The organism is Streptomyces sp. NPDC014882 (assembly GCF_043081325.1).
Lineage (GTDB): Bacteria > Actinomycetota > Actinomycetes > Streptomycetales > Streptomycetaceae > Streptomyces.
In genome coordinates, this window is record NZ_JBIBWL010000018.1 from 1 (window position 1) to 18,464 (window position 18,464).

General features: G+C 71.8%; 12 protein-coding genes. 7 read left to right on the plus strand and 5 right to left on the minus strand.

Annotated elements, in window-relative coordinates; genetic code table 11:
* Positions 1-114: 114 nt before the first annotated feature.
* Entirely contained in the window at positions 115-1,014 is a 900-nt protein-coding gene (locus ACF09K_RS30315) for a tRNA (adenine-N1)-methyltransferase (protein ID WP_392248515.1), read from the minus strand.
* A 48-nt stretch (positions 1,015-1,062) separates the two neighbouring features.
* Entirely contained in the window at positions 1,063-2,652 is a 1,590-nt protein-coding gene (locus ACF09K_RS30320; RefSeq protein ID WP_392248516.1) for a site-2 protease family protein, read from the minus strand.
* Between the two features lie 236 nt (positions 2,653-2,888).
* On the opposite strand from ACF09K_RS30320, the gene ACF09K_RS30325 reads away from it, so the two are divergent.
* Positions 2,889-3,866: a RecB family exonuclease gene (locus ACF09K_RS30325; protein WP_392248517.1), complete on the plus strand. Its 978-nt coding sequence runs from the start codon at positions 2,889-2,891 to the stop codon at positions 3,864-3,866.
* Positions 3,867-3,941: 75 nt separating this feature from the next.
* A complete protein-coding gene (locus ACF09K_RS30330; protein WP_392248518.1) occupies positions 3,942-4,613 on the plus strand; it encodes a response regulator in 672 nt (223 codons plus the stop codon).
* A gap of 297 nt (positions 4,614-4,910) precedes the next feature.
* Here the strand turns inward: ACF09K_RS30330 and ACF09K_RS30335 are convergent, their stop codons facing one another.
* The 3 genes from ACF09K_RS30335 to metH form a co-directional block, all read right to left on the minus strand.
* Positions 4,911-6,518, minus strand: coding sequence for an ABC transporter substrate-binding protein (locus ACF09K_RS30335; RefSeq protein WP_392248519.1), 1,608 nt, complete (start codon positions 6,516-6,518; stop codon positions 4,911-4,913).
* A gap of 482 nt (positions 6,519-7,000) precedes the next feature.
* The gene (locus ACF09K_RS30340; RefSeq protein WP_392248520.1) at positions 7,001-7,699 is read right to left on the minus strand and encodes an HAD family hydrolase; all 699 of its coding nucleotides are present in this window, start codon (positions 7,697-7,699) and stop codon (positions 7,001-7,003) included.
* A gap of 126 nt (positions 7,700-7,825) precedes the next feature.
* The gene (gene metH, locus ACF09K_RS30345; protein ID WP_392248521.1) at positions 7,826-11,347 is read right to left on the minus strand and encodes a methionine synthase; all 3,522 of its coding nucleotides are present in this window, start codon (positions 11,345-11,347) and stop codon (positions 7,826-7,828) included.
* Between the two features lie 321 nt (positions 11,348-11,668).
* Here metH and ACF09K_RS30350 point away from each other — a divergent pair, with 321 nt between their 5' ends.
* From ACF09K_RS30350 to ACF09K_RS30370, 5 genes are all read left to right on the plus strand, one after another.
* Positions 11,669-12,433 carry an IclR family transcriptional regulator gene (locus tag ACF09K_RS30350; RefSeq protein WP_392248522.1) on the plus strand — a complete coding sequence of 255 codons (765 nt, stop codon included), beginning with the start codon at positions 11,669-11,671 and terminating at the stop codon, positions 12,431-12,433.
* A 385-nt stretch (positions 12,434-12,818) separates the two neighbouring features.
* Positions 12,819-13,613 (plus strand): MIP/aquaporin family protein, encoded by a 795-nt coding sequence (locus ACF09K_RS30355; protein WP_392248523.1) that lies wholly within the window; start codon positions 12,819-12,821, stop codon positions 13,611-13,613.
* A gap of 78 nt (positions 13,614-13,691) precedes the next feature.
* The gene (gene glpK, locus ACF09K_RS30360) at positions 13,692-15,230 is read left to right on the plus strand and encodes a glycerol kinase GlpK (protein WP_392248524.1); all 1,539 of its coding nucleotides are present in this window, start codon (positions 13,692-13,694) and stop codon (positions 15,228-15,230) included.
* A gap of 18 nt (positions 15,231-15,248) precedes the next feature.
* On the plus strand, positions 15,249-16,865 hold the full coding sequence (locus tag ACF09K_RS30365; protein ID WP_392248525.1) for an FAD-dependent oxidoreductase: 1,617 nt from the start codon (positions 15,249-15,251) through the stop codon (positions 16,863-16,865).
* A gap of 562 nt (positions 16,866-17,427) precedes the next feature.
* The gene (locus ACF09K_RS30370; protein ID WP_392248526.1) at positions 17,428-18,363 is read left to right on the plus strand and encodes a PAC2 family protein; all 936 of its coding nucleotides are present in this window, start codon (positions 17,428-17,430) and stop codon (positions 18,361-18,363) included.
* Positions 18,364-18,464 lie beyond the last annotated feature (101 nt).

Below are 18,464 nucleotides of genomic sequence, written 5' to 3' on the forward strand. Positions count from 1 at the left end.
TTGTCGGATCACCCGAGTACACCCAGTACACGGGCGACCCTCCGCCTTGCGATGCACCGCACCAGACGCCGCGCGCTGATCCGACGCCAATTGCCAGACACGCCCTAGGGGCGGTTAGCGGGTGCCCGCGTCGGCGTTGGGGCCGGTGTAGTCCTCGCCGTAGGCGCCCTTGGCGGGGCGGCGGCGGCGCATCGGCGGCTCGACGCCGTCGGCCAGGCGGCGGGCGGTGAGGAGGAAGCCGGTGTGGCCGATCATGCGGTGGTCGGGGCGGACGGCCAGGCCCTCGACGTGCCAGTTGCGGATCATCGTCTCCCAGGAGGTCGGCTCGTTGAAGGAGCCGATCTCGCGGATGGACTCGACGGTCCGGGCGAGCTGGGTGGTGGTGGCGACGTAGCAGCACAGGATGCCGCCGGGGACGAGTGCCTTGGAGACGGCCTCGAGGCATTCCCAGGGGGCGAGCATGTCGAGGATGACGCGGTCCACGTCGGTGTCGCTCAGGTTGTCCTGGAGGTCGCCGACGGTGAGCTGCCAGGCGGGGTGCGGGCCGCCGAAGTAGCGTTCCACGTTCTGCCGGGCGATGTCCGCGAAGTCCTCGCGGCGTTCGTAGCTGTGCAGCATGCCCTGGTCGCCGATGGCGCGCAGCAGGAAGCTGCTGAGCGAGCCGGAGCCGACGCCGGCCTCGACGACGCGCGCGCCGGGGAAGATATCGGCGAAGGCGAGGATCTGCCCCGCGTCCTTGGGGTAGACCACGGCGGCGCCGCGGGGCATGGACAGGACGTAGTCGGGGAGCAGGGGGCGCAGCGCGAGGTAGGCGACGTTCCCGGTGGTGCGGACGACGCTGCCCTCGGGAGCACCGATCAGTTCGTCGTGCGGGAAGGAACCCTTGTGGGTGTGGAAATTCTTCCCGGCCTCGAGCGTGAACGTGTAGTGGCGGCCCTTGGGGTCGGTCAGCTGAACCTGGTCCCCGACCTTGAAGGGCCCGCGCCTGCGGGCGGCACCGGTCGGTTCGGACATGTGAACAGCCTACCGGGATTCGCGGGGGTCCCCGACCACCGGGGGCCGTCAGGAGGGCCTGGCCATGGCCTTGACGAAGGCGCGCTCCACGTCGGCCGCGGAGAGGACGCCGTAGATCTCGCCGGTCTCCTCGACCACCAGGTACTCGGTGGCGGGGGTGGCGCGCAGGGTGTCCAGGAGGTCTTCGCCGGCGAGTTCGGCGGAGACCCGCATGCCCTCGGTGAGGTCCTGGGCGAGGTCGCTGACGGCGACCCAGGGGCGGCGGTGTTCGGGTACGCCGACGATGGCGGCCTCGCGGACCAGGGAGAGGGGCTCGCCGTGGGCGTCGACGACGACCAGGGCGCGGGCGCCCGCGTCGTTGGCGCGGCGCAGTGCCTCGGAGAGCGGGGTGTTCGTCTCGACCGGGACCGCGCGGCGGGTCAGCTTGCGGGCGCGCAGTTCGGGGAGGTGCTCGCGCAGGCGGGCCATGCGCAGGCTGTTGCCGGCGCCGGTCCAGATGATGGCGGCGAGGATGGCGGCGAGCAGGGCGTCCAGGACGGTGTCCATGCCGACGCTGTCCTCGGCCTGGGAGCCGAGCGCCCCGGACTGGGTGAGGAGCGGGAGTCCGATCAGGACGGAGACGGCGAGGGCGCGGCCGACCCAGGCGGCGGCGACGGTGCCGGTCATGGGCTTGCCGGTGATCTTCCAGACGACGGCGCGGAGCATGCGGCCGCCGTCGAGCGGGAGTCCGGGCAGGAGGTTGAAGACGGCGACGATGAGGTTGGAGACCATCAGTCCGGCCAGCAGGACGCCGGGGACGGTGCCGGGCTCCACGGTCTGCATGGCGAGGTGGAAGAGGCCGGCGAGCGCCAGGGAGAGCAGGGGGCCGACGAAGGCCAGGACGAACTCGCGGCCGGGGGTCTCGGCCTCCTTCTCGATCTCGGAGACGCCGCCGAAGAACTGGAGCTGGATGCGGCGGACCGGGAGTTTGAAGCGGAGGGCGGCGACGGTGTGCGCCAGTTCGTGGACGAGGACGGAGGCGTAGAAGGCGACCGCGAAGAAGAGGGCGACGAGGTAGCGGGCGGCGCCGAGCTCGGGCAGCACGCGGTCGAGCTGGCCGCCGAACACCCAGGTGATCAGTGCGGCGACCAGGAACCAGCTGGGGGCCACGTAGACGGGGACGCCGAAGGGGCGTCCCATCAGCAGGCCGCCGCGGGACTCCGGGGGGCGCGGGGGGCGGCGGCCCTTGGCGGGGGCGGGGGCGTCGCCGAGGGCGGGGGTGCTGTGGGCGTGGGGGCGGTCCGGGTGGAGGTCGTGGAGGTCGTGGCTCTCCGGGGTCCTGCGGGCCGTCGGGGCCGGGGTCGGGGCGCTTCCGGGCTGCGTCCCGGTGTTTGCGGCCTGCTCGGTGGCGGCCGGTTCCGTGGCGGCCGGTTCCGTGGCGGCCGGTTCGGTCGCCTGCCGGTCCGTCCCGGCGCGCCGGGTCTCCCGCTCCTCCTGGGGCTCGCGGTCCTCCTGCGGCTCGCGGTCCTGCCGGTCCTCGCGGGCCGTCTCGCGCGCCGTCCCCTTCGCGTCTTTCGCGGGGCCGGCCCCGTGCTCCGCGAAGGTGTCGCCGGCCTCGGCGGGGGTTTCCTCGGCGGCGGCCGGGGGCGCAGGTGTCACGTGGTGCTCGGCCGACTCTTCGCTGTCCGGCCGCGGCCGCCCGCTCCCGCCGCTTTCCACCACGGTGTCCCCTCGTTGGTTGCGACTCCCGCTCCTGCCGGGCGGGAGGGTCTGGGATCGATGGTATGCGTCCGTCGGGGCGCGTTCGGCTCCGGCACCCCTGCGTTTCCACGGCCGTCGCCCCTGCCGTGGGCGGTGTGGGGTCACTGTCGGTGGCGGGCCGTAAGGTCTGTGGCATGGAGAGCAGCAGCGAGGGTGTCGCCCGGTCCGGCGACGAGGACGGCGTGGGGGGCCCGCCGGGGGTGGCGGCCGGGGAGACGGCCGCGGGGTCGGTGCGGGCCGCCGGGGGGAAGGCCGTCGTCCCGGCGGCGCCCGCCTCGCTGTCGCCGTCGCGCGCCGGTGACTTCATGCAGTGTCCGCTGCTGTACCGGTTCCGGGTGATCGACCGGCTGCCGGAGAAGCCGAGCGCGGCGGCCACCAGGGGCACGCTGGTGCACGCGGTGCTGGAGCGTCTGTTCGACGCGCCGGCCGCGGAGCGGACCGCGCCGCGGGCCAGGTCGCTGGTCCCCGGCCAGTGGGACCGGCTGCGTGAGTCCCGGCCGGAGCTCATGGAGCTGTTCGCGGACGATCCCGAGGGCGAGCGGCTGGCCGGCTGGCTGGCCGAGGCCGAGCGGCTGGTGGAGCGGTGGTTCACGCTGGAGGACCCGACGCGGCTGGAGCCCGCCGAGCGGGAGCTGTTCGTGGAGACCGAGCTGGAGTCGGGGCTGAGGCTGCGCGGGATCATCGACCGGGTCGACGTGGCCCCCACCGGTGAGGTGCGGATCGTCGACTACAAGACGGGCAAGGCGCCCCGGCCCGAGTACGCCGAGGGCGCGCTGTTCCAGATGAAGTTCTACGCGCTGGTGGTGTGGCGGCTGAAGAACGTGATCCCCCGGCGGCTCCAGCTGGTGTACCTGGGCAGTGGTGACGTGCTGACGTACGACCCGGTGCGGGCCGATCTGGAGGGGGTCGAGCGCAAGCTGCTCGCGCTGTGGGAGGCGATCCGGCTGGCGACGGAGACGGGTGACTGGCGGCCGCGTCCGACGAAGCTGTGCGGGTGGTGCGATCACCAGGCGCACTGTCCGGAGTTCGGCGGCACTCCCCCGCCGTATCCGCTGCCGGTGCGGCCGGCGGGGGCTTCCGCGGACGGGGGCGGGGGGAGCGCTCCGGCGTAGGGCGTCGGTGAGGGCGGCCGGGTCCGGCGTTGTCGCGCAGGGCAGAATGGGGCCGGACTACCGAAGGAGACTTACGTGGCCATCCGCGTCCTACTGGTCGACGACCAGCCGCTGCTGCGTACCGGCTTCCGGATGATTCTGGAGGCGGAGCAGGACATCGCGGTGGTCGGTGAGGCCGGCGACGGCCTCCAGGCCCTCGACCAGGTGCGGGCCCTGCAGCCCGATGTGGTTCTGATGGACATCCGCATGCCCCGCATGGACGGGGTGGAGGCGACGCGGCAGATCACCGGGCCGGACCGGGACGGGCCCGCGAAGGTGCTGGTGCTGACGACGTTCGACCTCGACGAGTACGTGGTGGAGGCGCTGCGCGCCGGGGCGAGCGGGTTCCTGCTCAAGGACGCGCCCGCCAACGAGCTGGTGCAGGCGATCCGGGTGGTGGCGGCCGGCGAGGCGATGCTGGCGCCGAGCATCACCCGGCGGCTGCTCGACAAGTACGCCACGCATCTGCCCTCGGGCGACGAGCCGGTGCCGGACACGCTGCACACGCTCACCGACCGCGAGGTCGAGGTGCTCAAGCTGGTGGCGCGGGGTCTGTCGAACGCGGAGATCGCCGCGGACCTGTTCGTCAGCGAGACGACCGTGAAGACGCACGTCGGGCACGTGCTGACCAAGCTGGGCCTGCGCGACCGGGTGCAGGCCGCGGTGTACGCCTACGAGAGCGGACTGGTGCGTCCCGGGGCGCAGTAGCGCCGGTCCCGCCCCGGTACGGCACGGAGGGCGTCCCTTCCTGACAAGGGGCGCCCTCCGCGTTCGTGGGGGCCGTCCGGCCGGGGCGCCGGCGACGGTGCGGCCGGTCCTCCTGCGGTGTCCGGCAGGCCGGTGGCCGTGCCCGACAGGCCGGTGGCCGTGCCCGACAGGCCGGTGGCCGGCCCCGTCACGGCGGACGGGACCGGCCACCGGTCGCGCGGGTTCACGTGCGGGTCGCTCTCGCCGCCGTGTCGGTGCTCGCGGGGCCGTGGTGCACGGCCCCGCGGGGAGGGTCCGTCAGCCGCTGACGCCGCGGGACAGCTCCCACAGCTGGAGGGTGGCGGAGGAGTTCAGGACGTAGGCGGTGCCCGTGACGTCGTCGCGGGAGGCGACGTACTGCTTGCCCTGCCACAGCGGCAGGATCGGGACGTCCTCGGCGACGATGTCCTGAATCTCCGTCAGCGTCTTGCCGGCGGACAGGCGGTCGGCCTCGCGGCGGGACTCGGGGATGAGCTTGTCGATGACCTCGCGGTTCTGGTACGGCGACTTGAGGAAGTTGTCCTTGTCGAGGAACGGCGCGATGTAGCTGTCGCCGTCGGCGAAGTCGGGGAACCAGCCCATGCCCCAGACGTCGTACTCGCCCTTGCGCTCGGCCGGGACGAAGGTGTCCCAGGCGGTGCCCTCGATGGAGACGTCGAACAGGCCGCTGTCGTCGAGCTGCTTCTTCAGCAGCTCGAACTCCTTCTTCGTGGCGGGACCGTAGTGGTCGGTCGTGTAGTGCAGCGTCAGCTTCACCGGGGTGGTGATGTCGGCCTTGGACAGCAGGTTCTTGGCCTTGCCGACGTTGGCGTCGCCGTACTTGTTGAAGAACGAGTTGGAGTGGCCGGTGACGGAGGCCGGGACCAGCGAGTAGAGGGGCTCGGCCTGGGAGCCGTACACGTCGGTGACGAGTTCGCCGCGGTCGACGATCTGGGCCATGGCCTGGCGGACCGCCTTGTCCTTCACCGTCGGGGCGGTGGTGTTGAAGGCGAGGTAGCGGATCTCGAGGCCGGCCAGTTCGACGATGTCGACGCTGCTGTCGGAGGAGGCGTCGGAGAGCTTCTGGATCTGCTCGGGCGACATGGTGCGGGTCATCACGTCGATGTCGCCCTTGTCGATGGCGGTGCCCATCTCCTCGGCGTCCGCGAAGGAGACCATCTCGACCTTGTCGTTCTTCACCTCGAGGGCCCCCTTGTAGTTGGGGTTCTTGGTGAAGACGGCGCGGGTCATCTCGTCGCCGTCGGTCTTGGCCTTGAGGGTGTACGGGCCGGAGCCGTCGACCTCGAAGCCGTCGCGCAGCTTGCCCTTGTCGTAGTCGTCGGGGTTGACGATGCCGGCGACCGGGGTCGACAGCTTGAACGGGAAGGTGGCGTCGGCGGTGTTGAGGTGGAAGATGACTTCGTTGTCACCCTTGGCCTCGACGGTGTCGACGGTCGACAGCAGGGCGAAGACGCCGGAGTCGGCCTTGATGGCGCGGGCCCGGTCGATGGAGAACTTGACGTCCTCGGCGGTGACGGCGTCGCCGTTGGCGAACTTCAGGTCCTTGCGGAGCTTGCAGGCGTAGCGCTCGTTGCCGGTGTCGGTGAAACCGCAGCTCTCGGCGGCCTCGGGGACGGGGTCGCCCTCCCCCTTGGGCTGGATCATCAGGGTCTGCACGGTCTGGCGCAGGATGTTCCAGGTGCCGACGTCGTAGGAGTACGCCGGGTCGAGGGGCGCCGGGGCGTCCTTGGTGGCGGTGAACCGGTCGGTGGTGCCGACGACGATGGCGTCGCCGCTGCCGCTGCCGCTGTCGGACCCGCCACAGGCGGCGAGCACGGGCGCGAGCAGACCTGCCACGGCCGGCAGCACCAAAGTCTTGCGGTTCATGCTCGAGTTTCTCCAGAGCTGTCAGGTCCGTGTACCCGGCATGCAGGGGTGTCGCGGCGGATCACGGGGGTATGGGGCGAGGTTCTCGCGACGAGATTAGTCCGCGCCTGCACGAGGGTTCACGGCCACGGGAGCGGAAAGCTCATCACGGAGCGAAACCGGGCGTGGACGCACCGAAAACCCGACAGCGGAATGATTCGTGCAGTGTCCTATGAATCGGGACACAAGGACACGCCCGCACCCCCCGTACGGGGGTGCACTACATACCAGCACGGCCCTGTCGAGCCCCTCGGACGTGGCGAAGCTCACAGATTCGGCAGCGGGCACACGTAGCGGAATTCAGCCGTCCGTGGCGGGATGAATTCACCGCGCGCACGGAGGGAATTCCCTCGCCCCCTCGTTCCCTCGCTATCGGCGGTGCACGCTGGGTGAACGGCTCTCGCATTTCCGTCATCGGGGATCACGGTTGAACTTCCCGGCGATCATTCGAGCGGCATCAGGCCGCGCAGGAATGTCAGGTCGACCTGTTCCAGCGAGGAGACGACGGTCCGGCGGCGGGCCGGGGCGATGGGCGCCACGGAGGGTACGGCGACGACGTGGCAGCCCGCCGCCTCGGCCGCGGCGACCCCGGTCGCGGTGTCCTCGACGACGGCGCACCGGGTGGGGTCCACGTCCAGGCCGACGGCGGCGAGGAGGTAGGGATCGGGGTGCGGCTTGGTGCGCGTCACCTCGTCGCCGGCCACCGTCAGCGCGAAGTGCTGGGGGCCCAGCGTGGTCAGGACGCGGTCGATGATGCGTCGGTGCGAGGCGGAGACGAGGGCGGTGGGGACCTCGTGCGCCGCCAGTTCGGTCAGCAGCCGGGCGGCTCCCGGCATCAGGGGCAGGTCGTGGCCGATGCGCCGCTCGAAGCCGTCGTTGAGCAGGACGCTGAGCTCGGCGAGGGTGATGTCGGCGCCGGTCGCCTCGATCAGGAACCCGGCGCTGCGGCTCATGGGGCCGCCGACCACGACGTGGCGCCAGGAGTCGTCGAGGGTGTGGCCGAGTCCGGCGAAGACCTCGGCCTCGACGTCCCACCAGAATCCCTCGGTGTCCACCAGGGTGCCGTCCATGTCGAGGAGCACCGCCTGGAGGGCCGAGCCTTCGGCCGTACGGGTTCCGAGTGCGGGGACCGTGCTGGTCATCCACGTACCTCCTTGAGGGACGAGCAGGCCGGTTCCCGCGGGGGAACCGGCCTGCAGTGGACCGACCAGTGTACGACTCGTCCGATCGATGTGCGGGGGGAGGTGTGCCGGTCGGTGTCCGGTGCCTCACCGTGCGTTGAAGTACTTCGCCTCCGGATGGTGGATCACGATGGCGTCCGTGGACTGCTCGGGGTGCAGCTGGAACTCCTCGGAGAGGTGGACGCCGATCCGCTCGGGCCGCAGCAGCTCGGCGATCTTGGCGCGGTCCTCCAGGTCGGGGCAGGCGCCGTAGCCGAGGGAGAAGCGGGCGCCGCGGTACTTGAGGGCGAACATGTCCTCGACGTCGGCCGGGTCCTCGCCGGCGAATCCCAGCTCCGAGCGCACGCGCGCGTGCCAGTACTCGGCGAGGGCCTCCGCCAGCTGGACGGACAGACCGTGCAGTTCGAGGTAGTCACGGTAGGAGTTCGACTCGAAGAGCTTGGCGGTCTCCTCGCCGATGCGGGAGCCGACGGTGACGACCTGGAGGCCGACCACGTCGGTCTCGCCCGACTCCTCCGGGCGGAAGAAGTCCGCCAGGCACAGCCGGCGGCCGCGGCGCTGGCGGGGGAAGGTGAAGCGGGTCCGCTCGTTGCCCTGTTCGTCCAGGATGATCAGGTCGTCGTCCTTGGAGACGCAGGGGAAGTAGCCGTAGACGACGGCGGCTTCGAGCAGGTTCTCGGTCTGGAGCCTGTCGAGCAGTCCGCGCAGCCTGGGGCGGCCCTCGGTCTCGACGAGTTCCTCGTACGTCGGGCCGTCGCCGGTGCGGGCCTGCTTGAGGCCCCACTGGCCCTTGAACAGGGCGCCCTCGTCGAGCCAGGAGGCGTACTCCTTGAGCTGGATGCCCTTGATGACGCGGGTGTCCCAGAACGGCGGGGTGGGGACGGGGTTGTCGGTGGCGACGTCGGAGCGGACGTGCCCCTCCTCGGGGCGTTCGTCGACCTCGACGGCGGTGGCGCTCGCGCGGACGCGACGCTGCCTGAGTTCGGGCAGCGCGGCGCCGGGGACGCCGCGCTTGACGCCGATGAGCGCGTCCATCAGGCGCAGTCCCTCGAAGGCGTCGCGGGCGTAGCGGACCTCGCCCTCGTAGACCTCGTGCAGGTCCTGCTCGACGTAGGAGCGGGTCAGGGCGGCGCCGCCGAGGATGACGGGGTAGTTCGCCGCCAGGCCGCGCTGGTTGAGCTCCTGGAGGTTCTCCTTCATGATCACCGTGGACTTGACCAGGAGCCCGGACATGCCGATGACGTCGGCGCGGTGCTCCTCGGCGGCCTCGAGGATCGCGGAGACGGGCTGCTTGATGCCGAGGTTGACGACGGTGTAGCCGTTGTTGGACAGGATGATGTCGACGAGGTTCTTGCCGATGTCGTGGACGTCGCCGCGGACGGTGGCCAGCACGATGGTGCCCTTGCCCTCCTCGCCCTCGACCTTCTCCATGTGGGGTTCGAGGTGGGCGACGGCGGTCTTCATGACCTCGGCCGACTGCAGGACGAACGGCAGCTGCATCTGGCCGGAGCCGAACAGCTCGCCGACGACCTTCATGCCGTCGAGGAGGGTCTCGTTGACGATCTCCAGGGCGGGGCGGCTCTCGAGGGCCTCGTCGAGGTCGGCCTCCAGGCCGTTGCGCTCGCCGTCGATGATGCGGCGCTTGAGGCGCTCGTCCAGCGGCAGGGCGGCCAGTTCCTCGGCGCGGCCCGCCTTGAGGGACTTGGTGGTGGCGCCCTCGAACAGCTGCATGAGCTTCTGGAGGGGGTCGTAGCCCTCGCTGCGGCGGTCGTGGATGAGGTCGAGGGCGGTGGTGACCTCTTCCTCGGTGAAGCGGGCGATCGGGAGGATCTTGGACGCGTGCACGATCGCCGAGTCCAGGCCGGCCTTGACGCACTCGTCGAGGAAGACGGAGTTGAGCAGGACGCGGGCGGCCGGGTTGAGGCCGAAGGAGATGTTCGACAGGCCGAGGGTGGTCTGGACGTCGGGGTGGCGGCGCTTGAGCTCGCGGATCGCCTCGATGGTGGCGACGCCGTCCTTGCGGGACTCCTCCTGACCGGTGCAGATGGTGAAGGTCAGGGTGTCGATGAGGATGTCCTCCTCGCGGATGCCCCAGTTCCCGGTGAGGTCGTCGATGAGCCGTTCGGCGATCTCGACCTTCTTCTCGGGGGTGCGGGCCTGGCCCTCCTCGTCGATGGTGAGGGCGATCAGCGCGGCGCCGTGCTCCTGGGCCAGCCGGGTGACCCGGGCGAAGCGGGACTCGGGGCCGTCGCCGTCCTCGTAGTTGACGGAGTTGATGACCGCGCGGCCGCCGAGCTTCTCCAGACCGGCCCTGACGACCTCGACCTCGGTGGAGTCCAGCACGATCGGCAGGGTGGAGGCGGTGGCGAGGCGGCCCGCCAGTTCCTCCATGTCGGCGACGCCGTCACGGCCGACGTAGTCCACGCACAGGTCGAGCATGTGGGCGCCCTCGCGGATCTGCTCGCGGGCGATCTCCACGCAGTCGTCCCAGCGGCCCTCCAGCATGGCCTCGCGGAACTTCTTGGAACCGTTGGCGTTGGTGCGCTCGCCGATGGCCAGGTAGGCGGTGTCCTGGCGGAAGGGGACGTTCTGGTAGAGCGAGGCGGCGCCGGGTTCGGGGCGCGGGTCGCGCTCGGCGGGGGCGAGGCCGCGGACGCGCTCGACGACCTGGCGCAGGTGTTCGGGGGTGGTGCCGCAGCAGCCGCCGACCAGGGAGAGGCCGTAGTCGCGGACGAAGTTCTCCTGGGCGTCCGCGAGCTCGGGGGCCGTGAGCGGGTAGCTGGCGCCGTCCTTGCCGAGCACCGGCAGGCCCGCGTTCGGCATGCAGGCGAGCGGGATGCGGGCGTTGCGGGCCAGGTGGCGCAGGTGCTCGCTCATCTCGGCGGGGCCGGTGGCGCAGTTCATGCCGATCATGTCGATGCCGAGCGGTTCCAGGGCCGTCAGGGCGGCGCCGATCTCGGAGCCGAGCAGCATGGTGCCGGTGGTCTCCACGGTGACGGAGACGATGAGCGGCACGTCCAGTCCGGCGTTGCGGCGGGCGCGCTGGGCGCCGAGCACGGCGGCCTTGGTCTGGAGCAGGTCCTGGGTGGTCTCGACGATCAGGGCGTCGGCGCCGCCGGCGAGGAGTCCCTCGGCGTTCTGCTGGTAGGCGTCGCGCAGGGTGGTGTAGGCGACGTGCCCGAGCGTGGGCAGCTTGGTGCCGGGGCCGATCGAGCCGAGGACCCAGCGGGTGCGGCCGTCGCGCGCGGCGAAGGAGTCCGCCGTCTCGCGGGCGATGCGGGCGCCCGCCTCGGACAGTTCGTGGACCCGCTCGGGGATGTCGTACTCGGCCATGGCGGCGAAGTTCGCGCCGAAGGTGTTCGTCTCGACGCAGTCCACTCCGGCGGCGAAGTACTCCTCGTGCACCGAGCGCACGATGTCGGGCCGGGTGACGTTCAGGATCTCGTTGCAGCCCTCGAGGTTCTGGAAGTCCTCCAGGGTGGGGTCCTGGGCCTGGAGCATCGTGCCCATCGCTCCGTCGGCCACCACCACTCGGGTGGCGAAGGCCTCGCGGAGCTCGGACACACGGGTCCGGCTGTCGGCGGAAGGGGTCGGCGGCACAGAGGCCATGTAAGGGCTCCCTCGGGTGCGACGGCTGTCGGCTTCACGGCGCCCCGTGGTCGCCCCCCGGACCGTCCCGCGGGAGGGGTCGGGGAGCTTCCCGTGCGGGGCGCTCGCGGCCAGGGTAGCCGGGACGGGGGGCTTATGGTCAGGGCGTCCACGGGGCGGACCGGGATCTCCTGCTGTCAGTCGGCCGGAAACGCGTGGTGTGACGGGATGTCGACGGACCATTAGCGGGAGGTCGACATGGACCGGTAATGTTCGACAATGCCGAACGACGGCAGTACCGGCTGCGCGTGGACGGCCGAAGGGGACGGAGGCGGAACGGCGATGGCACGGAACATCCAGTCGCTCGAAAGGGCGGCCGCGATGCTGCGACTGCTCGCGGGCGGCGAGCGGCGGCTGGGCCTGTCGGACATCGCCTCGGCGCTGGGCCTGGCCAAGGGCACCGCCCACGGCATCCTGCGCACCCTCCAGCACGAGGGTTTCGTCGAACAGGACGAGGCCTCCGGCCGCTACCAGCTGGGCGCGGAGCTGCTGCGCCTGGGCACCACCTACCTGGACGTGCACGAGCTGCGCGCGCGTGCCCTGGTGTGGACGGACGACCTGGCCCGTTCCAGCGGCGAGAGCGTGCACCTGGGGGTGCTGCACCAGCAGGGCGTGCTGATCGTGCACCACGTCTTCCGGCCCGACGACAGCCGGCAGGTCCTGGAGATCGGGGCCATGCAGCCGCTGCACTCGACGGCCCTGGGCAAGGTGCTGTCGGCGTACGACCCGGTCGCGCACAGCGAGGCCCTGGAGGCCGACCGCAAGCCGTTCACCGAGCGCACGGTGTGCGGGGCGGAGGGCTTCGAGCAGCTCCTCGACCTCACGCGCGCGCGGGGGTACGCGGCGGACGTCGAGGAGACCTGGGAGGGCGTCGCCTCCATCGCCGCGCCCATCCACGACCGGCGGCGCATGCCGGTGGGGGCGGTCGGCATCACCGGCGCCGTGGAGCGCGTGTGCCGGGACGGCGAGGTGCGGCCCGAGCTGATCGCGGCCGTACGGGACTGCGCCCGCGCCGTGTCGCGGGACCTGGGCGCCGGGCGGTTCTGAGAGCCGGGCGGGAGCACACCGGGACGTCGGGACGGCGTTCCGGTCCTCCTCATGTCCGGCGCGGGGCGTTCCGGACGCCCGGCGCGGGGCGTTCCGGGCGTGGCGGTCGCGCCCGCGGGGCTCGGGCGGGCCGGGGGCGGGCCGTCCGGACCGATAGGCGCCCGCGATCAATAACGATCGTATTTTCGATAACGGGACTCTTGACGCACCTGCGACACCGGGGCGAGACTCCCGTCCATCGGTCGGCATTGTCGAACACTTACCGGCAATACGCGTTAGAGTGTGACGACGCCAAGGGCCGACATCGCTCTCACCCCGAGGGCAGCTCGAACTCCCGGAGGGACCCGGGGTTCGGTCCCCTGGACGAAGGACAAAGGAGTCGCGGGTGTCCAGCTCCGACATCTTCATCGGCGAGACCATCGGTACCGCCATACTCATCCTGCTCGGCGGCGGAGTCTGCGCCGCCGTGACGCTGAAGGCCTCCAAAGCCCGCAACGCCGGCTGGCTCGCCATCACCTTCGGGTGGGGTTTCGCCGTTCTGACGGCGGTCTACACCTCGGCGCCGCTGTCGGGTGCCCACCTGAACCCGGCCGTGACCCTGGCGCTCGCGATCAAGGACGGCGACTGGAGCAACGTCCCGGCCTACTGGGCCGGCCAGCTGCTCGGTGCCGCCGTCGGCGCGGCCCTGGTGTGGGTCGCCTACTACGGCCAGTTCCACGCGCACCTCACCGACCGGGAGATCGTCGGCGGCCCGGGCGCGCAGGCCACGGCGGCCAAGGCCGTCGAGGCCCAGGAGAAGGGCGCCGGTCCGGTGCTCGGCGTCTTCTCCACGGGCCCGGAGATCCGCAACGCGGTGCAGAACCTCGCCACGGAGATCATCGGCACCGTCGTGCTGGTGCTCGCCGTCCTCACCCAGGGCCTGAACGACAAGGGCAACGGCCTCGGCAACCTGGGCGCGCTGATCACCGCGCTCGTGGTCGTCTCGATCGGCCTGTCCCTCGGCGGCCCGACCGGCTACGCGATCAACCCGGCCCGTGACCTCGGTCCGCGCATCGTGCACGCCCTCCTGCCCCTGCCCAACAAGGGTGGTTCCGACTGGGGCTACGCCTGGATCCCGGTGGTCGGTCCGCTGATCGGCGGAGCGATCGCCGCGGGTATCTACAACGTCGCATTCGCTTAGGAACATGAGCTTCACGCCGCACCCCGAGCGCGCGCCGTACGCACCGCCCCTCAACCACGGAACCTCCTGGAGCACACTGTGACCGACGCCCACACCGCCGGCCCGTTCATCGCCGCGATCGACCAGGGCACCACCTCCTCGCGCTGCATCGTCTTCGACCGCGACGGCCGGATCGTCTCCGTCGACCAGAAGGAGCACGAGCAGATCTTCCCCAAGCCGGGCTGGGTCGAGCACGACGCCACCGAGATCTGGGCCAACGTCGAGGAGGTCGTCGCCTCCGCCATCGCGAAGGCCGGCATCACCCGCGACGACATCAAGGCCATCGGCATCACCAACCAGCGCGAGACCACGCTGCTGTGGGACAAGAACACCGGTGAGCCCGTCCACAACGCCATCGTCTGGCAGGACACCCGCACCGACGCCCTCTGCCGCGAACTGGGCCGCAACGTCGGCCAGGACCGCTTCCGCCGCGAGACGGGCCTGCCGCTGGCCTCCTACTTCGCCGGCCCGAAGGCCCGCTGGCTGCTCGACAACGTCGAGGGCCTGCGCGAGCGCGCCGAGGCCGGGGACATCCTGTTCGGCACCATGGACAGCTGGGTCATCTGGAACCTGACCGGCGGCGTCGACGGCGGCCGGCACGTCACCGACGTCACCAACGCCTCGCGCACCATGCTGATGAACCTGCACACCCTGGAGTGGGACCCGAAGATCGCCGAGTCCATCGGCGTCCCGCTGGCGATGCTCCCGGAGATCCGTTCCTCCGCCGAGGTCTACGGCGAGATCACCGGCGGCAAGCTGGGCGACCTGCTCGGCGGCATCCCCGTCGCCTCCGCGCTCGGCGACCAGCAGGCGGCCCTGTTCGGCCAGACCTGTTTCGCCGAGGGCGAGGCCAAGTCGACGTACGGCACCGGCACGTTCATGCTGATGAACACCGGTGACAAGATCATCAACTCGTACTCCGGCCTGCTGACCACCGTCGGCTACCGCATCGGTGACGCCAAGCCGGTCTACGCCCTGGAAGGCTCCATCGCCGTCACCGGTTCACTGGTGCAGTGGATGCGCGACCAGATGGGCCTGATCTCCACCGCCGCCGAGATCGAGACCCTCGCGCTGTCGGTCGAGGACAACGGCGGCGCGTACTTCGTGCCGGCCTTCTCCGGCCTGTTCGCCCCCTACTGGCGCCCCGACGCCCGCGGTGTGATCGCCGGCCTCACCCGGTACGTCACCAAGGCGCACCTCGCGCGCGCCGTCCTGGAGGCGACCGCCTGGCAGACCCGTGAGATCAGCGACGCCATGACCAAGGACTCCGGCGTCGAGCTGGCGGCCCTCAAGGTCGACGGCGGCATGACCTCCAACAACCTGCTGATGCAGACCCTCTCGGACTTCCTGGACGCGCCGGTCGTGCGTCCGATGGTCGCCGAGACGACCTGCCTCGGCGCCGCCTACGCCGCCGGCCTCGCCGTCGGCTTCTGGACGAGCACCGACGACCTGCGCGCCAACTGGCGCCGGGCCGCCGAGTGGACCCCCCGCATGGACGCGGAGACCCGCGACCGTGAGTACAAGAGCTGGCTCAAGGCCGTCGAGCGGACCATGGGCTGGATCGCCGACGAAGACTGACGAGGAGTAAGAACCGCAATGACCACCGATTCCACCCTGAAGTCCGTGCCTGCCCTCGGCACGCGCCCGGCCTCCGGCTCGAACCCGAGCCGCGCCGAGACCCGGGAGCAGCTCGCCAAGGCGTCGTACGACCTCCTCGTGATCGGCGGCGGCATCCTGGGCATCTCCACCGCCTGGCACGCCGCGCAGTCCGGCCTCAGGGTGGCGGTGGTCGATGCCGGCGACTTCGCCGGCGCCACGTCCTCCGCCTCCTCCAAGCTGCTCCACGGCGGTCTGCGCTACCTGCAGACCGGCGCGGTGAAGCTGGTGGCGGAGAACCACTTCGAGCGCCGTGCGGTGTCCCGCCAGGTGGCCCCCCACCTGGCGAACCCGCTCACGTTCTACCTCCCCGTGTACAAGGGCGGGCCGCACGGCGCGGCGAAGCTCGGGGCGGGCGTGTTCGCCTACTCCGCGCTGTCGGCCTTCGGCGACGGCGTGGGTCACCTGCTGTCGCCGGCCAAGGCCCGGCAGGACGTGCCCGAGCTGCGCACCGACAACCTCAAGGCCGTGGCCGTGTACGGCGACGACCAGATGAACGACGCCCGGATGGCGCTGATGACGGTGCGCGCGGCCGTCGAGGCGGGCGCGGTGGTGCTCAACCACGCCGAGGTGACCGGGCTGCGCTTCACCAAGGGCCGGGTGACGGGCGCCGAGCTGCGCGACCGCCTCTCCGGCGACGAGTTCGGCGTCAACGCCCGGCTCGTGCTCAACGCGACCGGGCCGTGGGTGGACCACCTGCGCCGCATGGAGGACCCGGACGCCGCGCCGTCGATCCGGCTGTCGAAGGGCGCGCACCTGGTCCTGAAGCGGACGTCCCCGTGGAAGGCCGCGCTGGCGACCCCCATCGACAAGTACCGGATCACCTTCGCCCTCCCCTGGGAGGACATGCTGCTGCTCGGCACGACCGACGAGGTCTACGAGGGCGACCCGGCGGACGTCGCGGTCACCGAGAAGGACACCGCGCAGATACTCGACGAGGCCGCCTTCTCCATCCGCGACCAGCAGCTCGACCGTGATCTGATCACGTACGCGTTCGCCGGTCTGCGGGTGCTGCCGGGCGGTCCCGGCGACACCGCGAAGGCCAAGCGGGAGACGGTGGTGACCGAGGGCCGGGGCGGGATGCTGTCGGTCGCGGGCGGCAAGTGGACGACCTTCCGGCACATCGGACGCACGGTCATGCAGAAGCTCCAGGTGCTGCCGGGCCACCCGCTCGGTGACGACTTCGAGCCGGTCTCCGCGCTGCCGAGGAAGCTGCCGCTGCCCGGCGTCGCCAACCCGCGCGCGGTCGCCCACCGGCTGCTCGTCGACCACCCGGCGCCGGGACCGCGCATGGCGGCCGACACCGCCAGGCACCTGGCCACGCACTACGGTTCGCTGGCCTTCGACATCGCCCGGATGGCGAACGAGAACCCGGAGCTGGGCGAGCGCGTGCACCCCGACGCCCCGGAGATCTGGGCGCAGGTCGTGTACGCCCGGGACCACGAGTGGGCCGAGACGCAGGACGACGTGCTGCGCCGCCGCACGACCCTGACGATCCGCGGCCTGGCCACGGACGAGGTCCGCGCGAAGGTGCAGGACCTGCTCGACAAGAAGTAGCCCGCGGCGGGAAAGGGACGGCTCCCCGGTGGGGCCGTCCCTTCGTCGTGGCGGGCGGAGCCGTCGTGGCGGCCGGAGAGCGAACCGGCCGCCGGGCCGGGCCCGCCCCGCGACCGCCGGGTTCCGCCGGGGCGTCGCGCGCGGTGCCGGCGACCCGGTGCCGCGCCTCCTCCCCGACGGTCCGTCAGGATCCCCCGCGCGGGCCCCGGTCCGGCGCGGCCCGGCGCGGCCCGGCGCGACCCGGCGCGAAAGGACGCGGTCGCGGGCCCCTCGCGCGAGCGCCGGGCGCTCCGGCCGGCGCTGCGCGACCGGGACGCGGGGCCGCGACCGGGACGCGGAGGCGGCCGGACCGCGACCCGCGGCGCACGTCGCGCGCGTGGAGCCGCGGTGGGGGCCGAGCCCGTGAGCGGCGTCCGGCGAGGGGTGTCCGGCAAGGGGTGTCCGGGGCCGGCGAACGGGGCAGTGATCCGTTCACCGGCCCGCGCGAGGGGGCTGCGGGCGCCCCCGTCGGACGCCGTAAGGTTGGGTGGTCAGGCGAGGGCACGTCGGAAGGAGGCGCTGGGTGATCGAGCTCGAGGGGGTTCCCGAGCTGATCGACCCGGTCATGGTGGCCGCGTTCGAGGGCTGGAACGATGCCGGCGACGCGGCTTCCACCGCGGTCGCGCATCTGGAACGGGAGTGGAAGGGCGAGGTGTTCGCGGCGCTGGACGCCGAGGACTACTACGACTTCCAGGTGAACCGGCCCACGGTGTGGATGGACGCCGGCGTGCGCAAGATCACGTGGCCGACGACAAGGTTGTCGGTGGTGCGCGTCGGCGGCGAGAAGCCGCGCGACCTGGTGCTCGTGCGCGGCATCGAACCGTCCATGCGCTGGCGCTCGTTCTGCAACGAGCTGCTCGGCTTCGCGCACGAGCTGGGCGTGGAACTGGTCGTCGTCCTGGGCGCCCTGCTGGGCGACACCCCGCACACCCGTCCGGTGCCGATCAGCGGGACCACGTCCGACGCGGACCTGGCCCGGCGCATGGACCTGGAGGAGACGAAGTACGAGGGCCCCACGGGCATCGTCGGCGTCCTCCAGGAGGCGTGCGCGCACGCGGGCGTACCGGCCGTCAGTCTCTGGGCCGCCGTACCGCACTACGTGTCGCAGCCGCCGAACCCGAAGGCCACGCTCGCCCTCCTCAACCGGCTGGAGGACCTGATCGACGTGCGCATCCCGCTGGGTGAACTGCCCGAGGACGCGCGCGCCTGGCAGGTGGGGGTGGACCAACTGGCCGCCGAGGACAGCGAGGTCGCGGAGTACGTCCAGACGCTGGAGGAGGCCCGGGACACCGCGGAGCTGCCGGAGGCCTCGGGGGAGGCGATCGCCCGGGAGTTCGAGCGGTACCTGCGGCGCCGGGACGGCGGCGGGCCGCCCGGCCCCGGGGAGCGGACACGGCCCCCGAAGCCGCCGAAGCCGAGCGGGGACGGCGCCGACGAGGACGATCCGTCGGAGGACTGAGCGGATCGGCCGCTCACGGCCGGCGGAACGGTGACGACGCCCGCACTCCCCCGTACGACGAATCGTCCGGAGCCGGGCACACGGCCGGGGCGCCTCCTCGT

Excerpts from the sequence above, each read along its gene's own strand:
- ACF09K_RS30335 (WP_392248519.1), bottom strand. The coding sequence starts at position 6,518 with ATGAACCGCAAGACTTTGGTGCTGCCGGCCGTGGCAGGTCTGCTCGCG.
- ACF09K_RS30365 (WP_392248525.1), top strand. The coding sequence starts at position 15,249 with ATGACCACCGATTCCACCCTGAAGTCCGTGCCTGCCCTCGGCACGCGC.
- ACF09K_RS30325 (WP_392248517.1), top strand. The coding sequence starts at position 2,889 with ATGGAGAGCAGCAGCGAGGGTGTCGCCCGGTCCGGCGACGAGGACGGC.
- ACF09K_RS30315 (WP_392248515.1), bottom strand. The coding sequence starts at position 1,014 with ATGTCCGAACCGACCGGTGCCGCCCGCAGGCGCGGGCCCTTCAAGGTC.
- metH (WP_392248521.1), bottom strand. The coding sequence starts at position 11,347 with ATGGCCTCTGTGCCGCCGACCCCTTCCGCCGACAGCCGGACCCGTGTG.
- ACF09K_RS30350 (WP_392248522.1), top strand. The coding sequence starts at position 11,669 with ATGGCACGGAACATCCAGTCGCTCGAAAGGGCGGCCGCGATGCTGCGA.
- ACF09K_RS30340 (WP_392248520.1), bottom strand. The coding sequence starts at position 7,699 with ATGACCAGCACGGTCCCCGCACTCGGAACCCGTACGGCCGAAGGCTCG.